This window comes from Burkholderia sp. Bp8986, from assembly GCF_003854225.1.
Lineage (GTDB): Bacteria > Pseudomonadota > Gammaproteobacteria > Burkholderiales > Burkholderiaceae > Burkholderia.
The window spans coordinates 1-2523 of record NZ_QTQM01000123.1 but is presented as its reverse complement, the minus strand read 5'-3'; the positions used below and the strand labels follow the sequence as shown (position 1 = coordinate 2523).

Below are 2523 nucleotides of genomic sequence, written 5' to 3'. Positions count from 1 at the left end.
GCACACGAGACCGGCGTTGCCGGTCTCGTGATACATACGTACCCAGCGTAATCGCATCGAGATCTCGAGCTCCATCGCCCCATATTAGTTGAAACGATGTGCGTGAATCACACACCTCAAACGAGTCGACCAGCACTTCAAACTGACGATGCTGGCAAGCAACCTGACTCGAATGGCCCGAATACTGGCGGCGGTGCCACAAGGGGCAATGCGATCAGCCGGCTAAGCTTGGCCGTCGCGCGGCAACGCGCCTGCTTGCCCGCTCACCGGCAGGGCAGCCGTGACGATTTATCTGCAACTCAGCAGCCAATCGCATACGAAACCCTTTTAAATAGTGCTCCAGCCGTCAAAACGAGGCGCTTTTCAACAGCCTGCTAGAGCTTCTAATACACTTTATTAACTTTTCCGGCCTCCCGAAGTAGCAGCGTTGCCGCGGCTTGTGTAAGAGCCGTCGTCGCCTGCGTACGAGCCCAGGTGGCCTGCGTATGAGCCCAAGTGGCCTGCTCCGAATCCTTAGCCTGCATGTGAGCTTCGGCGGCCCGCACGTAAGCCGCAGCCGACTGCTCGTAAGCGCGTGCGGCCTGTTCGGGCTTTCCTGCCTGCACGTGAGCCTCGGCGGCCTGCCGGTGAGCCGCAGCCACCTGCTCATAAGCGCATGCGGCCTTTTCGGGCGTTCCCGTCAGCATGTCATTCTCGACGACCCGTGTGCGGGCCGAAGCGACCTGCTCATAGGCGAGCGCGGCCTGCGTCAGATTTCCCGCTTGCATGTGAGTGTCGGCGGCCTGCATGTAAGCCCACGCAGCCTGCCCGAACTTGCGCGCGTGCATGTGCGCCGCAGCATCCTGCTCGTGCTGTCTTGCTTGTGTTGGGTCATTTGCAGCAAACGAGCAACTCAAACTGGATACGATGAATTCAACGAGGCTGAGAAGGGCCTCCCGAAATGAGGAGAAGGCGTCGTGATCGGACGCCGTTTTAATCTGGTAGCTATCCACCGTGGTTTCTATAACACCGCTACCCCTAGTCGTTAAGGACGGTGTAGACGAAGATTGGAGACCTGCTGCTGAAGTCACTGAGAGCGTCATACTTATACCTTGAACCTTGAGAAAGCAAGACCCTTTATCCCGCTGTTTGGGTGCGAAGTCTTTCAGAAACTGGGCTTGACCCTCGAAAACGGACACTTATCCTTTTGGGGAAGGAGTGTCGAAAATGGGCAGACATCGAGCCCCATACCCGAGGGAATTCAGGGCGCATATGATTAATCTGGTAAAGGCCGAACGTTCGCCGGGAGATCTCGCGCACGAGTTCGAGCCGACCGCGCAGACAATCATCAACTGGGGCGCGCAGGGCTCGATGCTCGATTTTTGCCGAGAAGATGCGCAAGGACAGGAGCGGGACGTACGAGCCGAAGGCGCGCTACCACGTCAGAAACTGGGCGGCGTACAACGCCGGCCTGATCAACCGAGGTAACGTCACGATGTGGATCGACGAAGCCGCCCTTGCGAGCCTGCCTGACGCCGAACCGACGCGCGGTCGGCCGCGGTTGTATAGCGATGCACTGATTCAGGCGTTGCTCGCCCTGAAGACCGTGTTCCGCTTGCCGCTGCGTGCCCTGCAGGGCTTCGCGCAAAGCCTGCGCGATCTGGCGTTCGCTAGCTTGCCCGTGCCGAACTACACGACGCTCTGCCGTCACGCGCAAACACTTGAGGTCCAACGGCCGATCATCCGCGACGGCGAACCGATTCATCTGGTGGTCGACAGCACGGGCGTTAAGATCTACGGAGAAGGCGAATGGAAGGTGCGTCAGCATGGCTACTCGAAGCGCCGCACGTGGCGCAAGGCGCCTCTCGCGCTCGACGCGAACACCGCTCAGGTGCGTGCCGCGCTGATGACGCATCAGGACGTTGCTGACGGCGACGCCCTGGCTGAACTGCCCGACCCGATCCCGCACGACGCGCAGTTCGACGTCGTCGGCGGTGACGGCGCCTACGACTCCAAGCCGTGCCATGCCGCAATTGCTGCGCACGGCGCAACGCCCTCGATTCCACCGCGCGCAGGCGCCGCTCATTGGCCCGTGAACACGTCGGGTGCGACATGGCGCAACGAGGCGGTTGATGCGATCGCCCGACTCGGCCGCCGGGGATGAAAGAAGGGTAGCGGCTACCATCGGCGCTCGCTCGCGGAGAACGCGATGTATCGCTTCAAGACGCTCACGGGTTACCGCTTGGGGGCGCGGCACATCGACACGCAGGCGGCCGAGGTCGCCATCCGCGGGGGGGTACTGAATCGCATGGCGGACCTCCCGCGCCCGCACTCCGGTCGCATTGCTTGAGATCGTGAACATGACGGTTACTTCGTCTTTGCGCTCAATTTATGCAACAACGCCTTTCGGTGCGCCCCGATGCGCGCTCCGCGCTGAGCTTGCCGAAGTGCACCAGCGCCGTAATTAGTCGGCCCTGAACAATTCGTTTTGCTCGGCAAACGAGTTCACGCTGCCGACGGCGTAGCGGTTTCGAAGCCAAGCAA

The 2523-nt window shown here is 60.8% G+C and carries 1 protein-coding gene and 1 pseudogene; one reads left to right on the top strand and one right to left on the bottom strand.

The window, feature by feature from the left end; genetic code table 11:
• Positions 1-383: 383 nt before the first annotated feature.
• The gene (locus DID99_RS36315) at positions 384-992 is read right to left on the bottom strand and encodes a hypothetical protein (RefSeq protein WP_124668702.1); all 609 of its coding nucleotides are present in this window, start codon (positions 990-992) and stop codon (positions 384-386) included.
• 380 nt (positions 993-1372) lie between these two features.
• On the opposite strand from DID99_RS36315, the pseudogene DID99_RS36310 reads away from it, so the two are divergent.
• Positions 1373-2329, top strand: a pseudogene (locus tag DID99_RS36310) (IS5 family transposase).
• The last annotated feature ends 194 nt before the right edge of the window (positions 2330-2523 follow it).